At 66.7% G+C, this 20,540-nt stretch carries 18 protein-coding genes and 4 pseudogenes; 17 read left to right on the top strand and 5 right to left on the bottom strand.

Annotated elements, in window-relative coordinates; translation table 11 throughout:
* Positions 1-46: 46 nt before the first annotated feature.
* The 9 genes and pseudogenes from hrcA (at position 47) to era (ending at position 8,000) form a co-directional block, all read left to right on the top strand.
* Complete coding sequence (gene hrcA / locus ACQY5A_RS01515; RefSeq protein ID WP_428338607.1) at positions 47-1,090, top strand: heat-inducible transcriptional repressor HrcA; 1,044 nt, start codon at positions 47-49, stop codon at positions 1,088-1,090.
* 85 nt (positions 1,091-1,175) lie between these two features.
* The gene (dnaJ, locus tag ACQY5A_RS01510; RefSeq protein WP_428338606.1) at positions 1,176-2,324 is read left to right on the top strand and encodes a molecular chaperone DnaJ; all 1,149 of its coding nucleotides are present in this window, start codon (positions 1,176-1,178) and stop codon (positions 2,322-2,324) included.
* Positions 2,325-3,083, top strand: a complete 759-nt coding sequence (locus ACQY5A_RS01505; RefSeq protein WP_428338605.1) for a 16S rRNA (uracil(1498)-N(3))-methyltransferase — start codon at positions 2,325-2,327, stop codon at positions 3,081-3,083. It begins immediately after the preceding gene.
* A gap of 85 nt (positions 3,084-3,168) precedes the next feature.
* A pseudogene (locus tag ACQY5A_RS01500) lies at positions 3,169-3,873 on the top strand (PhoH family protein); the annotation flags it as partial.
* Positions 3,862-4,689, top strand: a pseudogene (locus ACQY5A_RS01495) (LAGLIDADG family homing endonuclease); the annotation flags it as partial. The pseudogenes ACQY5A_RS01500 and ACQY5A_RS01495, both read left to right, overlap by 12 nt.
* A 261-nt stretch (positions 4,690-4,950) precedes the next feature.
* Positions 4,951-5,280, top strand: a pseudogene (locus tag ACQY5A_RS01490) (PhoH family protein); the annotation flags it as partial.
* A gap of 4 nt (positions 5,281-5,284) precedes the next feature.
* Complete coding sequence (ybeY, locus tag ACQY5A_RS01485) at positions 5,285-5,818, top strand: rRNA maturation RNase YbeY (protein ID WP_428338604.1); 534 nt, start codon at positions 5,285-5,287, stop codon at positions 5,816-5,818.
* On the top strand, positions 5,815-7,104 hold the full coding sequence (locus ACQY5A_RS01480; protein ID WP_428338603.1) for a hemolysin family protein: 1,290 nt from the start codon (positions 5,815-5,817) through the stop codon (positions 7,102-7,104). The genes ybeY and ACQY5A_RS01480 overlap by 4 nt, the downstream gene beginning before the upstream one ends.
* Positions 7,101-8,000 carry a GTPase Era gene (gene era / locus ACQY5A_RS01475; RefSeq protein WP_428338602.1) on the top strand — a complete coding sequence of 300 codons (900 nt, stop codon included), beginning with the start codon at positions 7,101-7,103 and terminating at the stop codon, positions 7,998-8,000. The genes ACQY5A_RS01480 and era overlap by 4 nt, the downstream gene beginning before the upstream one ends.
* Before the next feature lie 84 nt (positions 8,001-8,084).
* Here the strand turns inward: era and ACQY5A_RS01470 are convergent, their stop codons facing one another.
* Positions 8,085-9,524: an amidase gene (locus ACQY5A_RS01470; RefSeq protein ID WP_428338601.1), complete on the bottom strand. Its 1,440-nt coding sequence runs from the start codon at positions 9,522-9,524 to the stop codon at positions 8,085-8,087.
* A gap of 63 nt (positions 9,525-9,587) precedes the next feature.
* Between ACQY5A_RS01470 and recO the strand changes: the two are divergent.
* From recO to ACQY5A_RS01450, 4 genes and pseudogenes are all read left to right on the top strand, one after another.
* Positions 9,588-10,435 (top strand): annotated as a pseudogene (gene recO / locus ACQY5A_RS01465) (DNA repair protein RecO).
* A 10-nt stretch (positions 10,436-10,445) separates the two neighbouring features.
* Positions 10,446-11,309, top strand: a complete 864-nt coding sequence (locus ACQY5A_RS01460) for a decaprenyl diphosphate synthase (RefSeq protein ID WP_428338642.1) — start codon at positions 10,446-10,448, stop codon at positions 11,307-11,309.
* Positions 11,309-11,698, top strand: a complete 390-nt coding sequence (locus ACQY5A_RS01455) for a hypothetical protein (RefSeq protein ID WP_428338600.1) — start codon at positions 11,309-11,311, stop codon at positions 11,696-11,698. Before ACQY5A_RS01460 ends, ACQY5A_RS01455 begins: the two co-directional genes overlap by 1 nt.
* Before the next feature lie 119 nt (positions 11,699-11,817).
* A complete protein-coding gene (locus ACQY5A_RS01450) occupies positions 11,818-12,030 on the top strand; it encodes a hypothetical protein (protein ID WP_428338598.1) in 213 nt (70 codons plus the stop codon).
* Here ACQY5A_RS01450 and ACQY5A_RS01445 read toward each other — a convergent pair.
* Both ACQY5A_RS01445 and ACQY5A_RS01440 read right to left on the bottom strand, forming a co-directional pair.
* A complete protein-coding gene (locus ACQY5A_RS01445) occupies positions 12,027-12,419 on the bottom strand; it encodes a Fur family transcriptional regulator (protein ID WP_428338597.1) in 393 nt (130 codons plus the stop codon). The genes ACQY5A_RS01450 and ACQY5A_RS01445 overlap by 4 nt on opposite strands.
* The gene (locus ACQY5A_RS01440; RefSeq protein WP_428338596.1) at positions 12,416-12,790 is read right to left on the bottom strand and encodes an ArsR/SmtB family transcription factor; all 375 of its coding nucleotides are present in this window, start codon (positions 12,788-12,790) and stop codon (positions 12,416-12,418) included. Before ACQY5A_RS01440 ends, ACQY5A_RS01445 begins: the two co-directional genes overlap by 4 nt.
* A gap of 105 nt (positions 12,791-12,895) precedes the next feature.
* On the opposite strand from ACQY5A_RS01440, the gene ACQY5A_RS01435 reads away from it, so the two are divergent.
* Positions 12,896-14,293, top strand: a complete 1,398-nt coding sequence (locus ACQY5A_RS01435; protein ID WP_428338595.1) for a glycine--tRNA ligase — start codon at positions 12,896-12,898, stop codon at positions 14,291-14,293.
* A 120-nt stretch (positions 14,294-14,413) separates the two neighbouring features.
* Here the strand turns inward: ACQY5A_RS01435 and ACQY5A_RS01430 are convergent, their stop codons facing one another.
* Positions 14,414-16,387, bottom strand: a complete 1,974-nt coding sequence (locus tag ACQY5A_RS01430; RefSeq protein ID WP_428338641.1) for a TPM domain-containing protein — start codon at positions 16,385-16,387, stop codon at positions 14,414-14,416.
* A gap of 102 nt (positions 16,388-16,489) precedes the next feature.
* Here ACQY5A_RS01430 and ACQY5A_RS01425 point away from each other — a divergent pair, with 102 nt between their 5' ends.
* From ACQY5A_RS01425 to dnaG, 3 genes are read left to right on the top strand one after another with little or no spacing between them, the layout of a single operon-like run.
* A complete protein-coding gene (locus ACQY5A_RS01425; protein ID WP_428338594.1) occupies positions 16,490-17,743 on the top strand; it encodes a deoxyguanosinetriphosphate triphosphohydrolase in 1,254 nt (417 codons plus the stop codon).
* Positions 17,744-17,764: 21 nt separating this feature from the next.
* A complete protein-coding gene (locus ACQY5A_RS01420; RefSeq protein ID WP_428338592.1) occupies positions 17,765-18,319 on the top strand; it encodes a superoxide dismutase family protein in 555 nt (184 codons plus the stop codon).
* 39 nt (positions 18,320-18,358) lie between these two features.
* Positions 18,359-20,269 carry a DNA primase gene (dnaG, locus tag ACQY5A_RS01415; protein ID WP_428338591.1) on the top strand — a complete coding sequence of 637 codons (1,911 nt, stop codon included), beginning with the start codon at positions 18,359-18,361 and terminating at the stop codon, positions 20,267-20,269.
* Here the strand turns inward: dnaG and ACQY5A_RS01410 are convergent.
* A complete protein-coding gene (locus tag ACQY5A_RS01410; protein WP_428338590.1) occupies positions 20,266-20,508 on the bottom strand; it encodes a hypothetical protein in 243 nt (80 codons plus the stop codon). The genes dnaG and ACQY5A_RS01410 overlap by 4 nt on opposite strands.
* Positions 20,509-20,540: the final 32 nt, after the last annotated feature.

Below are 20,540 nucleotides of genomic sequence, written 5' to 3'. Positions count from 1 at the left end.
CGCTGGTGATCCCCGTAAACTGGACCGGTGAGGAGGGTCGATCCGGATGGGAACTGCCGATGAGCGCCGCTTTGAGGTGCTGCGCGCGATCGTTGCCGACTTCGTCTCGACCCAGGAGCCGATCGGCTCGAAATCCCTGGTAGACCGGCATAATCTCGGCGTCTCGTCGGCGACGGTCCGTAACGACATGGCCGTGCTCGAGGCCGAGGGCTACATCACCCAGCCGCACACCAGCTCCGGTCGGGTACCGACCGAGAAGGGCTACCGTGAGTTCGTCGACCGGCTCGACGAAGTCAAACCGCTGTCGGGTGCCGAACGGCGCGCCATCCAGAGCTTCCTGGAGTCCGGCGTCGACCTCGACGACGTCTTGCGCCGCGCCGTGCGGCTGCTGGCCCAGCTGACCCGGCAGGTCGCCGTCGTGCAGTACCCGACGCTGTCGACGTCGACGGTGCGGCACCTGGAAGTCATCGCGCTCACCCCGGCCAAGCTGCTCATGGTGGTGATCACCGACACCGGCCGGGTCGACCAGCGCGTCGTCGAACTCGGCGACGTCATCGACGATCACCAGCTCGCGCAATTGCGCGAGATGCTCGGCCAGGCTCTGGACGGCAAGAGGCTCGCGGCGGCGTCGGTCGCGGTCGCCGACCTTGCCGCGCAGCTCGAAGGTCGCAGTGGCCAGTCCAAGAGCCTCAGCGATGCGGTCGGCCGTTCGGCGACGGTGCTGCTCGAGTCATTGGTCGAGCACACCGAGGAGCGGCTGCTGCTGGGCGGCACCGCCAACCTGACCCGCAACACCGCCGACTTCGGCGGCTCACTGCGCTCCATCCTGGAAGCACTCGAAGAACAAGTCGTCGTGCTGAAGTTGCTGGCGGCTCAACAGGAGGCCGGCAAGGTCACCGTCCGCATCGGACACGAGACCGAAGCCGAGCAGATGGTGGGAACCTCGGTGATATCCACCACGTACGGCACCCTCGACACCATTTACGGCGGCATGGGGGTACTCGGTCCCACGCGCATGGACTATCCGGGAACTATGGCCAGTGTCGCTGCGGTTGCTCTCTACATCGGCGAAGTGCTGGGTACACGGTGAGCGCGCATTCCAGGCACAATTCATTGGAGGCCGTCATTTCACGGCCGGTCTGGGCCTAGAGCCCAGAGACTCAGGAAGGTCAAGCGTGGCACGCGACTATTACGGGATGCTCGGCGTGGGCAAGAACGCCAGCGATACGGAGCTGAAGCGCGCGTATCGCAAGCTGGCGCGCGAGCTACACCCCGACGTCAACCCCGATGAGGCCGCGCAGGCGAAGTTCAAGGAGATCAGCGTCGCCTACGAGGTGCTGTCCGACCCGGAGAAACGGCGCATCGTCGACTTGGGTGGTGACCCGCTGGAGAACGCGGCAGCGGGCGGGGGCGGTGGCTTCGGCGGGTTCGGTGGTCTCGGCGACGTCTTCGAGGCGTTCTTCGGCGGCGGCTCGACGTCGCGCGGGCCGGTCGGCCGGGTGCGCCCCGGTTCGGACTCGCTGCTGCGGATGCGCCTGGACCTGACCGAATGCGCGACCGGCGTCAGCAAGCAGGTCACCGTCGACACCGCGGTGCTGTGCGACCGTTGCCAGGGCCGCGGCACCAACGGCAACTCGACACCGGTGTCCTGCGACACCTGCGGCGGTCGCGGCGAGGTCCAGACCGTGCAGCGGTCGTTGCTCGGCCAGGTGCTGACGGCGCGACCGTGCCCGACCTGTCGCGGCGTCGGCGAGGTCATCCCCGACCCCTGCCACCAGTGCGGCGGTGACGGCCGGGTGCAGGCCCGTCGGGAGATCGCCGTGAAGATTCCCGCCGGCGTCGGCGACGGGATGCGCGTCCGGCTTGCCGCCCAGGGTGAAGTGGGACCCGGCGGGGGATCGGCCGGCGACCTGTACGTCGAGATCCATGAGCAGCCGCACGACATCTTCGTGCGCGACGGCGACGATCTGCACTGCACGATTTCGGTGCCGATGGTCGACGCGGCCCTCGGCACGACAGTGACGATCGACGCGATCCTCGACGGCCTGACCGAGGTCACCCTCCCCGCGGGAACCCAGCCGAGCTCGGTGACGACCCGCCGCGGCCACGGCATGCCGCACCTGCGGTCCGGTGTCCGCGGCGACCTGCACGTGCACGTCGAGGTGGTGGTGCCCGATCGTCTCGACCACCAGGACGCCGACGTGCTGCGCGAGTTCAAGAGACGCCGCGCCCGCGATGTCGCCGAGGTCAAGTCGACGCACGCGGCCGCCAGCACCAACGGCGGGATCTTCAGCCGCCTGCGCGAAACCTTCACCGGGCGCTAATTGCCCGGCCTGTTCTACGTCGACGCGCTGCCCGACAACGGTGAGCTGGCTGTCGTCGACGGCGACGACGGGTTCCACGCCGCGACCGTGCGACGCATCCGGGTGGGCGAGGAGCTGATTCTCGGCGACGGCGCCGGCGGCGTGGCCCGCTGCGTTGTCCAGGAGACCGCCCGCAACGGGTTACAGGCCCGGGTGGTCGACCGCAGCCACGTCGCGCCCGCCCAGCCGCCGGTGACCGTGGTGCAGGCGCTGCCCAAATCCGAGCGTTCCGAGCTGGCCGTCGAGCTGGCCATCGAGGCCGGCGCCGACGCGCTGATGGCCTGGCAGGCCGCGCGCTGCGTCGCCCGCTGGGACGGTGCCCGCGCCGAGAAGGGTCTGCGGCGATGGCGCGCAGTCGCCCGTGCCGCCGCCCAGCAGTCCCGACGCGCCTATATCCCGTCCGTCGATGGCGTGCTGTCCACTGGGGCGCTGGTCAGCCGGATCGGCGAGGTGACGTTGTCGGGAGGCATCGTCCTGGCGCTGCACGAAGCGGCCGAGGGCTCGTTGACGGACCTGGGTCTGGCGCAGGCCACGTCGCTGATGCTGGTGGTCGGCCCCGAAGGCGGCATTGCTCCTGACGAACTGGCCGCGATCGTCGAGGCGGGCGCGGACGCCGTGCGGCTAGGCCCGACCGTGCTGCGCACCTCGACCGCGGCGGCCGTCGCGCTCGGCGCGCTGGGGGTCCTGACACCGCGGTGGGACCATCCAGGCGACGGCTGATCATTGGTTTGGCCAACCCAGCGGCGGTAGACTCGAAACGCTTACCCGCAGGACAGACCACAGAAAGCAGGCCTTAGAACTAACCGTGACGCCCCGCGAGACCAACACTGCTGGCCCGTCCGCATCTTCGGTTCGCAGCAGCATCGACGTTCCGCCCGACCTCGTCATGGGCCTGCTGGGCTACGCCGACGAAAACCTGCGTGCACTCGAACGCCTCCTGGCCGCAGACCTGCATGTTCGCGGCAACGCGGTGACGCTGTCCGGCGAGCCCGCCGACGTCGCGCTCGCCGAACGGGTGCTCTCCGAACTGGTCGCAATCGTCGAGAGTGGCCAGCCGCTGACCCCGGAAGGGGTACGCCACAGCGTCGCGATGCTGGTCGGCGTCGGGAACGAGTCACCGGCCGAAGTGCTGACGCTGGACATTCTGTCGCGTCGCGGCAAGACGATTCGCCCCAAGACTCTCAACCAGAAGCGATACGTCGATGCGATCGACAACCACACCGTCGTGTTCGGTATCGGTCCGGCCGGCACCGGCAAGACCTACCTGGCCATGGCCAAGGCGGTCAACGCACTGCAGACCAAGCAAGTGACCCGCATCATCTTGACCCGGCCGGCGGTGGAAGCCGGTGAGCGGCTTGGCTTTCTACCCGGCACGCTGAGCGAGAAGATCGACCCCTATCTACGTCCGCTCTACGACGCGTTGCACGACATGATGGACCCCGAGCTGATCCCGAAGCTGATGTCGTCGGGGGTGATCGAGGTGGCGCCGCTGGCATATATGAGGGGTAGAGCGCAGCCAATCCACACGAAAGTGTTGACGCCAGCTGGCTTTCGACCAATCGGCGAGCTTCGAGTCGGTGACCAGGTGATCGGTTCCGACGGTCATCCCACTGAAGTTCTGGGAGTATATCCGCAGGGCTTCAGGGAGATCTACCGTCTTTATGCCCAAGATGGTGCGTCGACACTGGCGTCCGGCGACCACCTTTGGTCCGTGCATACCCGCGACGATCAGCGCCGTGGCAAGCCGGCACGCGTGCTCCAGACAAAGGAGATGATCGGTGACCTTCGCGCAGCGCATTACCATCGCTACGAATTGCCTCTATTGAGTGCGCCAGTCAGTTTCGAGCCACAACCGGTCTTGATGGATCCATATGCGTTGGGGCTGCTTTTGGGCGACGGATGTCTCACCTGCGCTACGACTCCCAGTTTCAGCACCAACGATCCCGAGTTGGCTGAAGCCTTGGGTCATTTGCTACTTGGTATCAAGGTGCGACGGAAATCCGTGTTGGACTATGTGCTGAACCGGGTCACTCGTCCCGGCGAAGTCATCACGATTGAAAATCCAGTGACGGGGATCTTGCGTCGACTCGGCCTGGCGGGTTCTCGTTCGAACACCAAGTTCGTCCCCAAGAGCTATTTGTTCAACTCCTCCCATGTGAGGTTAGCCGTCCTTCAAGGCCTACTCGACTCCGACGGTGGACCGGTAACTCAGTCCGGCCGAACCTGTCGTATTCAGTTCACAACCGTCTCTGACCGACTCCGCGATGACGTCGTATTCCTGGTTCAGTCACTCGGAGGCGTCGTCACGCGGCGCACCCGGCTTGCCGCGGGCCGCAAGCCGGGGTTGGCGCGCGGTCGAGAAGTGCACCATCGTGCTGACGAGCACGTCCTGAACATCCGTTTGCCCGAGGGGGTTGTCCCGTTCCGGCTCGCTCGCAAAGCCGCCAAATACGACGTGACGGGCGGCGGTCGCCCGATGCGTTTCGTCGAGCGTATCGAGCCCGCCGGGACTGAGGAGGCGGTGTGCATCCGGGTCGCTGCCGCAGACTCGCTTTATGTCACCGAAGATTTTCTACTCACCCACAACACCCTTAATGACGCGTTCATCATCCTCGACGAGGCGCAGAACACCACCGCTGAGCAGATGAAGATGTTCCTCACTCGATTGGGATTCGGCTCCAAAGTCGTTGTCACCGGCGATATTACGCAGATCGACCTGCCCGGCAACCACCGGTCTGGTCTGCGGGCGGCGGTCGGTATCCTCGACGGAATCGATGACATTCACATCGCGGAGTTGACCAGCGCCGACGTGGTCCGCCATCGGCTGGTCGCCGAAATCGTGGACGCCTACGCGCGACACGAACAGCCCGGCCTGACGATGAACCGCGCTGCGCGACGTGCTCCCGGCCGCCGGTGACCTCATGACAATCGAGGTTGCCAACGAATCCGGAATCGACGTGTCCGAATCCGAATTGATCAGCGTCGCAAAGTTTGTCATCACCCAGATGGACGTCAACCCGGCCGCCGAGTTGTCGATGGTGCTGCTGGACACCGCCGCGATGGCCGACCTGCACATGCGCTGGATGGACCTACCCGGGCCGACCGACGTGATGAGCTTTCCGATGGACGAGCTCGAGCCGGGCGGGCGCCCTGATGCGCCCGAGCCGGGACCGGCCATGCTCGGCGACATCGTGCTGTGTCCGGAGTTCGCCGCCGAGCAGGCCGCGGCCGCCGGTCACTCGCTGGGACATGAGTTGGCGCTGTTGACCATTCACGGCGTCCTGCATCTGCTCGGCTACGACCACGGCGAGCCGGACGAAGAAAAAGAGATGTTCGGCCTGCAGCGCCGCCTGCTCGAGGAGTGGGTTGCCGATCAGGTCGAGTTCTACCGCAAGCTACGCCAACACGAGCGAGACCAGCAGTTGCTGGACAAATCAAGGTATTTCGAGAATTGAACAGCTCCGCTTCGCTGCTCGGTGCGATCCTGCTGATCTCTCTGGGTAGCGTGTTCGCGGCCATCGATGCGGCGGTCAGCACGGCCTCGATCGCGCGGGTGCAGGAGATGGTTCGCGACGAGCGACCCGGGGCGGTGCGCCTGGCCAAGGTGATGACCGATCGGCCCCGATACATCAACCTGGTGGTGCTGCTGCGGATCGTCTGCGAGATCAGCGCGACGGTTCTGCTGGCCCAGTTCTTCTATCGGGAGGTCAGCCGCGACTGGGGTCTGTTCATCGCCGCGGCCGTCATGGTGGTGATCAGCTTCGTCGTCATCGGTGTCGGCCCCAGGACGCTCGGCCGCCAGAACGCGTACTCCATCGCGCTGGTGTCAGCACTTCCGCTGCAAGCGATTTCGGTACTGCTGACGCCGATCAGCCGCCTGCTGGTGGTGCTCGGAAACATGCTGACGCCCGGGCGCGGTTTCCGCAACGGTCCGTTCGCCTCCGAGATCGAGTTACGCGAAGTCGTCGACCTGGCACAGCAGCGCGGCGTGGTCGCCGCCGACGAGCGGCGGATGATCGAGTCGGTGTTCGAACTCGGCGACACACCGGCCCGCGAGGTGATGGTGCCCCGCACCGAGATGATCTGGATCGAAAACGACAAGTCCGCTGCCGAGGCGACGTCGGTGGCCGTGCGCAGTGGGCATTCCCGGATTCCGGTCATCGGCGAGAACGTCGACGACATCGTAGGCGTGGTGTACCTGAAAGATTGTGTACAGCAAGCTTATTACTCGTCGGCGAGCGGTCGCGAGACTGCGGTGACGGACGTGATGCGGCCGGCCGTGTTCGTCCCGGACTCCAAGCCGCTCGATCAGTTGCTGCGCGAGATGCAACGGACGCGTAACCACATGACGCTGCTGGTCGACGAGTATGGTGCGATCGCCGGCCTGGTGACCATTGAAGACGTACTGGAAGAGATCGTCGGGGAGATCGCCGACGAGTACGACGCTGCCGAAGTCGCCCCGGTAGAAGATCTGGGCGACAACCGGTTCCGGGTGTCGGCTCGGTTGCCGATCGAAGATGTCGGAGAGCTGTACGGCGTGGAATTCGAGGAGGATCTCGACGTGGACACGGTCGGTGGCTTGCTGGCTTTGGAGCTGGGGCGGGTGCCGCTGCCCGGCTCCGAGGCGGAGTCACACGGTCTGCGATTGCGCGCTGAGGGTGGACCCGACCACCGCGGCCGGGTCCGGATTGGCACCGTACTACTCAGCCGCGTCGAGTCCACGTCGAATGGTGCGCGATGACGGAATTCCGTTCCGGCTTCGTCTGTTTCGTCGGACGGCCGAACACCGGCAAGTCGACCCTGACCAACGCGCTGGTCGGCTCGAAAGTGGCGATCACGTCGAATCGCCCGCAGACCACCCGGCACACCATCCGGGGCATCGTGCACCGCGACGACTTCCAGATCATCCTGGTCGACACCCCGGGGCTGCATCGACCGCGCACCCTTTTGGGTAAGCGGCTCAACGACCTGGTCCGCGACACCTACACCGAAGTCGACGCCATCGGCTTGTGCATTCCGGCCGACGAGGCGATCGGCCCGGGGGACAGGTGGATCGTGGAGCAGATCCGATCCACTGCTCCCAGAACACAATTGATCGCCGTCGTCACCAAGATCGACAAGACGCCCAAGGACAAGTTGGCCGCCCAACTCGTCGCCGTGGGCGAACTGGTTGGCGACTCCGCGGAGGTCGTGCCGGTCTCGGCGGTCAGCGGTGAGCAGGTCGACGTGTTGATCGAGGTGCTGGCCGGTGTGCTGCCGCCGGGTCCGGCGTATTACCCCGACGGCGAGCTGACCGATGAACCCGAAGAAGTGCTGATGGCCGAGTTCATTCGGGAAGCGGCCCTCGAAGGTGCGCGCGACGAGCTGCCGCATTCGCTGGCGGTGGTGATCGATGAAGTAAACCCCCACGAGGGCCGCGACGACCTGATCGATGTGTTCGCCGTGCTGTATGTTGAGCGGGACAGCCAGAAGGGCATCGTGATCGGCAAGGGGGGGCAGAGGCTGCGCGAAGTGGGCACCGCCGCCCGTGGTCAGATCGAGAAGCTATTAGGCACCAAGGTGTACCTCGACCTGCGCGTCAAGGTGGCAAAGAACTGGCAGCGTGATCCCAAACAGCTTGGCCGACTTGGTTTTTGACGTAGTATTGGGTCGTGAGCCGGAAGCCCTGGCTGCGAAATCATCGGTGACCGCAGCCTGGGCTTCTGTTTCACGGTAGCGGAATCAGCGCACAGCTTCCGCATCGGCGTTCCACCAGACCTCCGGCTGCTTGCCCGCCCAACCGCCCAACGCCTCGAGTTCGGCGGCCAGCGACACCAGCAGCGGCTCGCTGTTCGCCGGCCCCATCAGTTGCACGCCGATCGGTAAACCGTCGGCGGTGAAGCCGGCCGGAATGTTGATCGACGGCCACCCCAGCACGTTCCACGGCCAGGTGACCGGGCAGGCGGCGATCATCTGGCGATCGGTGCCCAGACCGCTGAGCTCGTCGAAGGCATCCACCAGCGGGGGCGGCAGCGCCGTCGTCGGCGCCACCACCACGTCGACGATGCGGAAGATCGAGCCGACCCGCCGTTGGTTGGCGGCTTCGCTGGCCCGGGCGGCGCGCAGGATCTGCTGCGAGAGCAACCGGCCCATCCGCATATTGGCCAGCGTCCGGCGGTCGAACTCGACACCGTCACCCAACCGCTCGGCCCAGTCCAGCAGCCCGGACGTGGACCGCGACAGAAAGTTCCAGGACAGCCGCAACCCGTAATCGGGATTCCCGTCTACCACGCTGTGCCCCAGCCGTCGAAGATGATCGCCCACCGATCCCAGTGCCGCCTCGATCTCTGGATCCAGCCGCGCCGGAAAGGCGGTGAAGGGGAACCGGGTCGACAGCGCGATGCGCAGCGAGCCGGGCGCGATACCGAGGTGATCGGACACTGTCACCGGCCGCGGCTTGTGCAGGTCGCCGTCGATATTGCCGGACGCCGCGTCGAGCACCAGCGCCGCGTCGGCGACGGTGCGTGCCAGCACGCCGTTGACAGTGATCCCGTTGAACGCCTCGCGCAGCGGCCAGGTCGAGATGCGGCCACGCTGAGGCTTGATGCCGACCAGATGGGTCCAGGCCGCCGGGATGCGGACGCTGCCCGCCCCGTCCGAGCCGATCGCCGCGGTCACCAGGCCGGCGGCCACCGCGGCCGCGCTGCCGCCCGAGGACCCGCCCGGTGTGTGCCGCCGCGACCACGGGTTGCGGGTATGGCCGAATGCAGGCCCACTCGTGAACGGCCACTGACCCAGCTCGCAGGTGTTCGTCTTACCGACGATCACCGCGCCGGCAGCCTTGAGGCGGCGCACCACCTCGGCGTCCTGGGTGGCCGGCTGGACATAGCCGGACGTGCCGAAAAAGGTGGGCTGGCCGGCGACGTCGACGTCGTCCTTGACCGCGATCGGCACTCCGAGCAGCGGCGCTTGGTCGCCGTCGGCGCGGCGCCGGTCGGCCTCGACAGCGTCGGTCAGCGCCGACGCGGTGAGCACCACGCGGAACGCATTCAGTGTCGGCTGGCTCAGTTCAATGGCGTGCAGCGAGCGGCGGACCAACTCCACAGAGGTGACCTCACCGCTGGCCAACTGGTAGAGCTGGTCGGTCAGTGTCGGAAAACGTCGATTGGTGGAGTTGCTCATCGGTACCGACATTATCGGCGCGTGCGCGAGGCGCCGTCACAACCTGGTGCCAAACTGGTCCCCATGCGGCTGTATCGGGATCGAGCGGTGGTGCTGCGCCAGCACAAGCTCGGCGAAGCCGACCGGATCGTCACCCTGCTCACCCGCGAGAATGGACTGGTCCGCGCAGTGGCCAAGGGTGTGCGCCGCACCCGCAGCAAATTCGGTGCGCGGCTGGAACCGTTCGCGCACATCGACGTTCAGCTTCACCCTGGCCGCAACCTCGACATCGTCACGCAGGTCGTTTCGCTTGACGCGTTCGCCACCGACATCGTCAGCGACTACGGCCGCTACACCAGCGCGTGCGCGATGCTGGAAACCGCCGAGCGGCTGGCCGGCGAGGAGCGGGCACCGGCGCCGGAACTGCACCGCCTCACGGTCAGTGCCTTGCGGGCGGTCGCCGACGGTCGCCGGCCCCGCGAACTGGTGCTGGATGCGTACCTGCTGCGGGCCATGGGCATCGCCGGGTGGGCCCCGGCGCTGACCGAGTGCGCGCGGTGCGCCACGGCGGGCCCCCACCGGCGTTTCACGTCGCCGCGGGCGGCAGCGTATGCAGCTTCTGCCGCCCCGCCGGTGCGACAACACCGCCGCTGGGTGTGGTGGGTCTGATGGCAGCGCTGCGCGACGGCGATTGGGAAGCGGCGGAGGGCACGACGCAATCAGCCCGCAGTCACGCCAGCGGGTTGGTGGCCGCGCACCTGCAATGGCATTTGGAGCGGCAGTTGCGCACATTGCCACTGGTCGAGCGGATGCGACGTGGCGATGCGGCGGATCGTATAGATCAGAGCCTCCTCGACCGTCGGGTGGCTCTGGTCAGGCAGGATATGGCGCATGGAGACGAGCCGGGTGAGCCGCTCAGAGCGGAGGGCTGAGCGCAAGCGGATGTCTGACTTCCCGCAGCTCGCCCCGGCGCCCGCTGACTATCCCGTCTTCCCCGACACGTCGACGTGGCCGGTGGCATTCCCGCCGTTGCCGCCCGCACGGGACGGCGGCCCCCGTCGACCGCCGCAGCACATCTCCAAGGCGGCCGCACCGTCGATTCCGGTCGAGCAGTTGCCCAACCACGTGGCGATCGTGATGGACGGCAACGGCCGCTGGGCTACCCAGCGCGGCCTGCCGCGGGTTGAGGGCCACAAGATGGGCGAGGCGGTCGTCATCGACATCGTCTGTGGAGCAATCGAAATCGGCATCAAATGGCTCAGCCTCTACGCGTTCTCCACGGAGAACTGGAAGCGCTCCGCCGACGAAGTCCGCTTCCTGATGGGTTTCAACCGCGACGTGGTGCGACGCCGCCGGGTGAACCTCAACGAGATGGGCGTCAAGATCCGCTGGGTGGGTTCGCGGCCACGCCTGTGGCGCAGCGTCATCAACGAGTTGGCCATCGCCGAGGAGCTGACCCGCAGCAACGACGCGATCACGGTCAACTACTGCGTCAACTACGGTGGCCGCACTGAAATCGCAGAAGCAGCAAGGGATATCGCGCGTGAGGCGGCTGCCGGCACGCTCAACCCCGAACGGGTCAACGAGGCGACGATCGCCCGGCACCTGCACCGACCCGACATTCCCGATGTGGATCTGCTGCTGCGTACCTCGGGGGAGCAGCGGACCAGTAACTTCATGCTGTGGCAGGCGGCGTACGCCGAGTACATCTTTCAAGACACGCTCTGGCCCGACTACGACCGCCGCAACCTGTGGGCGGCCTGCGAGGAGTACGCAATGCGCAATCGACGATTCGGGACGGCGTGATGGCGTCACTGCAGGAGCGATTGCTCGCTGCCCTGTCCGAGGTGTTGCCCGCCGACGAGGAATCCGATGGAGCGCTGACCGTGCACCACGGCGGGACGATCGCCTCGCTGCGAGTGGTGCCCATCACCGAGGACCTCGACCTGGTGTCGCTGACGCAGATGGTGGCGTGGGATCTCGCGGCCAACAAGAAGATTCGCGACAAGGTGGCCGAGCAGGCCCGCTCTACGCTGTGGGGATCGGTGAGCTTGACCGAAAAAGCGGGCAAGTCCGCCGACGTGATCCTGCGCTACAACTTCCCCGGCAACGGACTCAACGACGAGGCGCTGCGCACGCTGATCTTGATGGTGCTCGACAAGGGTGGCGAGATCCGTGCGGCGTTGACCTCATGACCGCGAGGATCACGGCTCTAGCGCTAGCGGCACTGGTAACGGCGAGCTGTGCCGGATTGCCCTCTAAAGGTGTTGCCCATCGGGCACCTGGCAGCCAAAGCCCAACGCAGACTCCGCAGGTGGCGGCGCCCCGGCTCGACGGTCCCTACAAGGTCGTCGCGGGTGGTCCGGGCACCCCGCCCGTCACCTGGATTTTCGCTCCGTGCGGCGACGGCTGCGCCCAGGTCGAGATAGGCGGAGAAGGGTCCAACCAGCGGGCAACGGCGCGCTACGTCACTACGAATTGGACGGTCGACATACATTCCACCGGTCCGCCGCGAGCTGGGGCTTAACGGCAGTCCGAGCAGGTGCCGTAGATCTCGATGGTGTGACTGACGTCGAAATACCCGTGCTTGGTGGCAACTTCGGCCGCCCACGTTTCGACCTCGTGATCGCCCACCTCGACCGTCGACCCGCAACTACGGCAGACCAGGTGATGGTGATGGTGTTCCGAGCAGCGGCGGTACACTGATTCCCCGGTGTCATTGCGCAGCGTGTCGAGTAGGCCGGCGCCGGCCATCGACTGCAGCGTTCGGTAGACGGTAGTCAGCCCGATGTTGTCGCCGCGGCGGCGCAGCTCGTCGTGCAGCTCTTGGGCCGAGCGGAAATCGTCGAGCGTGTCGAGCAATTCCGCAATCGCTGCCCGCTGCCGGGTGGCACGGACGCCGGCCTGCGTGCTCACTTGTCCTCCCCGGCATGCGCGACGGCGTCGACCACGATGTGCGCCAGGTGGTGATCGACCAGCCGGTAGAGCACCTCGCGTCCGGACCGTTCCCCGGTGACCACGCCCGCGGCCTTGAGGATCTTCAGGTGCTGGCTGACCAGCGGCTGCGGAACCCCGAGCGCGTCGACCAGCTCGTGCACGCAGCGCTGGGACGCCTGCAGCTGCAGCACGATGGCGATCCGAACCGGAGCGGCCAGGGCGCGCAGCAGCTCACCGGCGGCATCGAGGATCTCCCGCGGAGGTGGGGGCGGCAGTTCCGCCGCGTCGCTGTGCCGGTGCTCGCCGAGCAGCTCATCGCCGTCGGCTGCGGTGGAGGATGACAGAGACATGCTGTCTCCACTGTCACATGCACAACCACGCATGTCAAAGAGCGCCGGGCGGATCGCTACGATGACGGATCGTCTGCGTTTCACAACAACAGGAGTCCTCACCTCGTGGCGTCCGTCATCGACACCGTCGTCAACCTTGCCAAACGCCGTGGCCTGGTCTATCCGGCCGGCGAGATCTACGGCGGGACCAAATCGGCGTGGGACTACGGGCCGCTGGGTGTGGAACTCAAGGAGAACATCAAGCGGCAGTGGTGGCGCTCGGTCGTGACCGGTCGCGACGACGTGGTCGGCCTGGACTCCTCGATCATCCTGCCGCGTGCGGTCTGGGTGGCATCCGGTCACGTCGAGGTCTTCAACGACCCGCTCGTCGAATGCCTGAACTGTCACAAGCGGCACCGGCAGGACCACCTGCAGGAGGCCTACGTGGCGAAGAAGGCGCCACGAGAGGGGATGGCGCCGGATGACGTGCCGATGAGCGAGATCGTCTGTCCCGACTGTGGCACCAAGGGGCGATGGACCGAGCCGCGCGATTTCAACATGATGCTCAAGACCTACCTCGGACCGATCGAGACGGAGGAGGGGCTGCACTATCTGCGGCCCGAGACCGCGCAGGGCATCTTCGTGAACTTCGCCAACGTGGTGACGACGTCGCGCCGCAAGCCGCCGTTCGGCATCGGCCAGATCGGCAAAAGCTTCCGCAACGAGATCACGCCGGGAAACTTCATCTTCCGCACCCGCGAGTTCGAGCAGATGGAGATGGAGTTCTTCGTCGAGCCGTCGACGGCAAAAGCATGGCACCAGTACTGGATCGACACCCGCAAGCAGTGGTACGTCGATCTCGGCATCAACGACGAGAACCTGAGGCTCTACGAGCACGCACCGGAAAAGCTCTCGCACTACTCCGACCGCACCGTCGACATCGAGTACAAGTTCGGATTCTCCGGCAACCCGTGGGGTGAGCTCGAGGGTGTGGCCAACCGCACCGACTTCGACTTGTCCACGCACGCAAAGCATTCCGGTGTCGACCTGTCCTATTATGACCAGGCAGGAGACACCCGCTACACGCCGTACGTGATCGAACCGGCGGCTGGGCTGACCCGGTCGTTCATGGCGTTCTTGATCGATGCGTACCACGAGGACGAAGCGCCCAATGCCAAAGGCGGCGTGGACAAGCGGACCGTGCTGCGTCTGGACGCGCGTTTGGCGCCGGTGAAGGCAGCGGTGCTGCCGCTGTCCCGGCATGCCGACCTGAGCCCCAAGGCCCGCGACCTCGCCGCTGAGTTGCGCACGTGCTGGAACATCGATTTCGACGATGCCGGCGCGATCGGCCGCCGCTACCGGCGCCAGGATGAGATCGGCACGCCCTTCTGTGTGACGCTGGACTTCGACTCACTCGACGACCACGCCGTCACGATCCGTGAGCGCGATGCCATGACCCAGGAACGGGTGGCGATCGACGGGGTCGTCGACTACCTGGGTTCGCGTCTTCGCGGCTGCTGCTGAACAAATTTTGTCAATCTCTACCCTATTGGTCACATGATCAATATTATGGACGCGTCGACGCGGCGGCTCACTAGGGCGTGGTGAGCTGCCGCGTCCACCATTTTCCAGCAGAACTCCTGCTCAGAACCGGCCGCCGCCACCCATGAAGCCGCCGTCGGAGGAGCCCGAACCGCCGAACGACGTTGGGCCCCACCCGCCGCCACCGCCACCCCAGCCGCCGCCGAATCCGCCGCGCATCGCGTCGCCGAGCATGTCGCCGATGATGATGCCGCCCATCACGGCACCGGTATGGTCGCCGCCGCCGTAGCGCGAGGTGTACGCCATTTGTGCGGACTGCACGTCGGACTCGGCCAGCGACTGCGCCTGGGCCGCCAGCGATGCGGCGTTGTTGGCGTAGGTGATCGCGGCATTGAGGTCGGTCGACCTCGCGTTCTGCGCGGCGTCGATCTGTCGGCTCGCCTCGGACAACCGGGTTCGTGCCTCGGGCCCGACGCTGCCCCGGCGATTGTCGATGTAATCCGACACGGCGTGCACCCGCGACTGTGCGGTGGACAACGCCTGGTCGAGTGTCCGGGTGAGTCGTTCGGCGGCCGCCTGCTCTTCGATGACGGCGGCCAACAGCCGATTCAGCTCGGCGCCGGTCTGGGTGAGCGCGGTGAACGACGCGAGTGGGTCAGCCGATCCGGCGGTGCGGGCCGCATCGAGAGCCCTGCCCGCCGCATCGCGGGCGCCGGCCAGGTCGCGTAGATGGGGTGCCTTGGTCTTCTGCACGCTCTGCAGTGCGGTGTCGGCGTGCTCGATTCCGGATTGGATGTCGGCGATCAGCGACGGCAGCGTCGCGACCGCGTGCCTGATGTCGGTGGCCGCGGTGTCAACCGCGTCGAGTAGCGAACGTGCCTGTCCCAGTGATGATTCCGCTGCACGCACGGCGTCGACGAGTGCGCTCTGTTCGCCGCTGACCGGCTTGGACGCCTTCTGGCGGGCCACGCCGAGATTCTGCTCGGCGAACGCCAGCCGGTCCTTGGCGGTCGTGACGTTGGTGGCCACCGAGGCCAGCGCGGCCGAGTCGAATTCGTTGTGCAGCTCGGTCATTCGCTGCTCCGCTGGTTCGGTACGGGCGGTCAGGTCGACAACCTGCTGCGTCAGGGCGTCCAGCCGCGACGGGGCGTTGACCACCAGGTCGCGCATCTCTTCGAAGGCCTCCCGCTGCGACTCCAGTTCGCGATCGGCGCGGGCCGCGGCGACGATCACCTCGGTCAGCAGCTCGCGCCGTTGTTGGCGTGTCTCGGGAATGGCGTCGTCGAGTTGTTGACGCACGGTGAATGCCTGGGCCAGCGCGGATTTGGCGGCGTCGACCGCGCCGGTGAACGGCCGAGTCCGCTGCTCGCCGAACTCCTCGATCGTCAGCGCGAGCTCGTTGGCGCTGGTGCGCACGGCGTTGTCGACGTCGACGACTTTCCACCGCGACAGATCGTCGAGGGCGCCCAGCGACAGGCTCGCCAACGCATCGGGGTCGGTGGCGTCGACGCGTTTGGCCCCGGCCAACTCGGCTGCCCGCCGTCGACGGCGGCGCCAGCGGGTGACCGCATACAGCGCCACTACCGCGACGATGATCACGCCGAGCCCGATCAGCAGCGGCGCCGAACTGGTCGATTGCGGGCCACGGTCCAAGCCGTTAGCCGCTGCGACCGCCGCGCCACTCCAGTCGCCGCGGCGCAGCGCGGGCTCTATCTGGTTGCGCCGTAGGTCGTCGACCTGCCCAGTGCTGATCGACTTCACACGGTTCGGAATCCGGAACGCGTAGGAGTGGTCGACGGTCGCCACCGCCAGCACGGCGTCGAAGTCGCCGAGATCGCTGGCGGCTCGCGTGCTGTCCGCCCAGCTGACGGCCGGTTGTCCGGAGAAGGTGTCGACGTACACCACCCACAGCTGAATACGTCGGTCGGAGTACAGCTTGCCGCTGGCCGACTGGACTGCCGAGCGGCCGGCGGCACTCAACGCGCCGACGTTGTCGGTGATGTAGCCGGTGAGCCGAAACGGCGGCTGGGCGGTGGCCGACGGCGCGACCACCAGCGCGGCAATCAGCATCGCCATGAACACGGCACAACAACGGCGAAGGGTGCTCACGGGAGACAATCTAGCCCCGCGGCCAAGCGGGTCTCAGCGCAACCGATCTGACTGGCAGACTGTGGGTCGATGACGCAGCAAGACCCCTACGACGATTTCGACCGCCAGCGGGTGGTGCCCGAGGCGGCGAAGACCGCGGGCTTGCCGGGCACCGAAGGTCAGCTCCGCACCGATTTCGCCCGGGACCGTGCACGAGTCCTACACAGCGCCGCGTTACGCCGGCTCGCGGACAAGACGCAAGTCGTCGGACCGAGAGAAGGGGACACCCCCCGGACGCGACTGACCCATTCGCTGGAGGTCGCGCAGATCGGGCGGGGAATGGCGATCGGGCTGGGATGCGATCCCGACCTCGTCGACATGGCCGGCCTGGCCCACGACATCGGGCATCCGCCCTACGGGCACAACGGCGAGCAGGCTCTCGACGAGTTCGCGGCCGCGCACGGTGGCTTCGAGGGCAATGCGCAGAACTTCCGGATCCTGACCAGCCTGGAGCCCAAAGTCCTTGACAAACAGGGAGATAGCATCGGTCTCAACTTGACGCGGGCGGCGCTGGACGCGGTCACCAAGTATCCGTGGGCGCGGGATCAGCATCGGCGCAAGTTCGGTTTCTACGACGTCGACGGTGCCACAGCCGAGTGGATGCGTGACCGCGCCCCCGCGGACCGGCCCTGCTTGGAGGCCCAGGTGATGGACTGGGCCGACGACGTCGCCTATTCGGTGCACGACGTCGAGGACGGCATCGTCTCGGGACGGATCGACCTCCGGGTACTCGCCGACGACGAGGAGGCCGCCGCGCTGGCCGCACTCGGCGAGCGCGACTTCGCCGCAGTTCGGGCCGACGATCTGACCGCCGCGGCGCATCGGTTGGCGGGGCTCCCCGCGGTGGCCGCGGTCGGCAAATACGACGCGACGCTGTCGGCCGCAGTCGCACTCAAGCGGATGACGAGCGAGTTGGTCGGCCGATTCGCCTCCGCGGCGATCGCCGCGACCCAGGCCGAGGCCGGTCCCGGACCGCTGGCCCGCTATCAGGCCGCGCTGTCGGTGCCCGAGGTGGTGCGCGCCGAGGTCGCCCTGCTGAAAACGCTGGCGCTGCAATTCATCATGTCCGATCCGCGACACCAGGAAATCCAGGCGCGGCAACGGGATTGGATCCATCGGGTAGCCCGCGCGCTGTTGGCTGGCGCGCCCAACACGCTCGACCCGATCTTCGTCCCGGCCTTCAACGCCGCCGACGACGACAGTGGGCGGCTGCGGGTGATCGTCGACCAGATCGCGTCCTACACCGAGGGGCGACTCGAACGCATCGCAGCCGCCCAGGCTTAGGCCGCAGACTAAGGTCGGGCCATGGCCAAGCCTTCGCTCGCTGTTCCGCTCTGCATCGTTGCACTCACTGCGTGTAGCCCGCACCAGGAAGCGTCCACCTCGAGTTCGACCAGCGCTCCCGCACCGGGCGCCCAAACCCTCAGCGCGCAGCTGCACACCGCCGACGGCCGGTCGGTGGCCACCGCGACGTTCGAATTCGCCAACGGCTACACCACTGTCACCGTCAAGACGACCGCGGACAACATTCTGACGCCCGGCATTCACCACATGCACATTCACGGCGTCGGCAAGTGCGAGCCGAACTCGCTCGACCCGATGAGGGTCGGCGAGCGCGGCGACTTCCTGTCGGCCGGCATGCACTTCCAGGCGCCCGGGCACGCCGGCGAGCCGATGAGCGGCGACCTGACCTCCCTGGAAGTGCGGCAAAACGGCGCGGCCTACCTGGTGACCACCACCGACGCTTTCACCCGAGACGATCTCCTGGCCGGCAGCAAAACGGCGATCCTGCTGCACGGCGCCGAGCACAGCCCCGATGCCGAGAAGCGATTCGCCTGCGGCGTCATCGGCACCGGCTAACCGTCATCACGCTGTAGGGCGCGGCTCTAGACTGGCCCGATGGCCGGCCGCATCTCTGATCGCGATATCGCCGCCATCCGCGAACGTGTCCGCATCGAGGACGTCGTCGGCGACTACGTTCAACTGCGCAGGGCGGGCGCGGATTCGATGAAGGGCATCTGCCCGTTCCATGACGAGAAGTCGCCGTCGTTCCACGTGCGACCCAATCACGGTCATTTCCACTGCTTCGGCTGTGGTGAGGGCGGCGACGTGTATGCCTTCCTCCAAAAGATCGAACACGTCAGCTTCGTCGAGGCCGTCGAGCTGCTCGCCGATCGGATCGGGCACACCATCAGCTACACCGGGGCCGCGACGACCAACGTGCAGCGCGACCGGGGGAGTCGCAGCCGGCTGACCGCCGCCAACGCCGAAGCGCAGGCGTTCTACGCGGCGGCGCTGGAATCGCCGGAGGCGCAGCCGGCCCGCAAGTACCTGACCGAGCGCAATTTCGACGCCGACACAGCCCGTCGCTTCGGCTGCGGCTTCGCGCCCTCGGGTTGGGACACTCTGACAAAGCATCTGCTGCGCAAGGGTTTTGAATTCAAAGAGCTGGAAGCGGCTGGACTGTCGCGCGAGGGCCGACGCGGGCCGATGGACCGCTTCCACCGCCGGCTGTTGTGGCCGATCCGGTCGACGTCCGGAGAGGTGATCGGGTTCGGCGCGCGACGGCTGTTCGACGACGACCCGATGGAAGCCAAGTACGTCAACACGCCAGAGACGTTGCTGTACAAAAAGTCGTCGGTGTTGTTCGGGATCGACCTGGCCAAGCGCGACATCGCCAAGGGACATCAGGCCGTCGTCGTCGAGGGCTACACCGACGTGATGGCGATGCACCTGGCCGGGGTCACCACCGCGGTGGCGTCCTGCGGCACCGCGTTCGGCGAAGAGCACCTGTCGATGCTGCGCCGACTCATGATGGACGACAACTTCTTTCGCGGCGAACTCATCTACGTGTTCGACGGTGACGAAGCGGGCCGGGCGGCCGCACTCAAGGCATTCTCCGGCGAGCAGCAACTGGCCGGTCAGTCGTTCGTCGCAGTCGCGGCCGACGGGATGGATCCGTGCGACCTCCGCCTGGCGTCCGGCGACGGGGCGCTGCGGGATCTGGTGGCACGACGAACTCCGTTGTTCGAGTTCGCGATTCGCACCACACTGAACGACATCGACTTGGACAACGCCGAAGGCCGGGTGTCGGCGCTGCGCCGTTGCGTACCGATCGTGGCCCAGATCAAAGACCCGACGCTGCGCGACGAGTACGCGCGACAACTGGCGGGCTGGGTCGGCTGGCCCGACGTCGCCCAAGTCATCAGCCGGGCGCGCGAAGAGGCGAAAAACCCGACGGCACAAGGTCGCAGCAGGCTTCGTCGTCCCACTCACGCCGAGGCCGAGGCAGGCGCAAAACCGGCTGTGCCCCGTCCCAACCCCAAGGACCCCACGCTGTGGCCCCAGCGCGAGGCACTCAAATCGGCGCTGCAGTATCCCGCGCTGGCCGGGCCGGTGTTCGACGCGCTGACCGTCGAGAGCTTCACCCATCCCGGGTACGCCGCGGTGTGCACCGCGATCGAAGCGGCCGGTGGCACCACGACCGGGGTCGGCGGCGCCGAGTGGCTTGACTCGGTACGCCAGAAGGCGCTGTCGCCTGCCGCCGCCGGCCTGGTCAACGAGCTCGGCGTCGAGGCCATCCGGGTCGAGGACGACGAGAAACTGCCGCGCTACATCGCCGGTGTGCTGGCCCGGTTGCAGGAAGTCTGGATCGGCCGACAGATCGCGGACGTGAAGTCGAAGCTGCAGCGGATGTCACCGGTGGAGCAGGGCGACGAATACCATGCGCTGTTCGGCGATTTGGTCGCGATGGAGGCCTACCGGCGCAGCCTGCTCGAGCAGGCCAACGGCGACGACCTCACGGCTTAGCGCGGGGACTGTTGGCGCTCGACCACGGTGGTTGCGTCGTCGATCTCGGCCAGCGTTACCATCCGTGCGTCCGGCGAGACCCGATCCGCGACCTTGCGCCGGCCGGCGTCGATCATCGACTTGGCGGCGGGGCTGCCGGTCAGTGCGCGGTACGTACCGGTGATCTGCTCGTAACGACGCCGACCGGCCTTCGTGCCCAACACATAGCCCAGTCCCAGCACGACGACGTAGCGGATCAAAACGGCCCCTTCTTGAAGGTTCGGTGGGTGCG

This window comes from Mycobacterium sp. (assembly GCF_965277065.1).
GTDB lineage: Bacteria > Actinomycetota > Actinomycetes > Mycobacteriales > Mycobacteriaceae > Mycobacterium.
Note: the sequence above shows the minus strand (reverse complement) of the source record. Positions and strands in the feature narration are given on the sequence as shown.